Origin of the sequence: Bartonella sp. AA89HNZF, from assembly GCF_042196905.1 — a bacterium.
GTDB lineage: Bacteria > Pseudomonadota > Alphaproteobacteria > Rhizobiales > Rhizobiaceae > Bartonella.
Genome location: NZ_JBHIRD010000108.1, coordinates 1 through 301 on the forward strand (window position 1 = coordinate 1; position 301 = coordinate 301).

Consider the following 301-nt stretch of genomic DNA (forward strand, 5'->3'; position numbering starts at 1 on the left):
GTCTCTTTGCACAAAAACACGCACCCCTTCTTTTTTGTTAGCAATACTGATTGGACTATCAATTTTTCCTCACACCCTAAAGGCACCAACAGCTTTCACGCAACAAAGCACCAACAAGCAACTTTTTATTACCACGTCTCTTTGCACCAAAACACGCACCCCTCTTTTTTCGTTAGCAATACTGATTGGACTATCAATTTTTCCCTCACACCCTAAAGGCACCAACAGCTTTCACGCAACAAAGCACCAACAAGCAACTTTTTATTACCACTTCTTTTTTCACCAATACAAGCACCCCTCT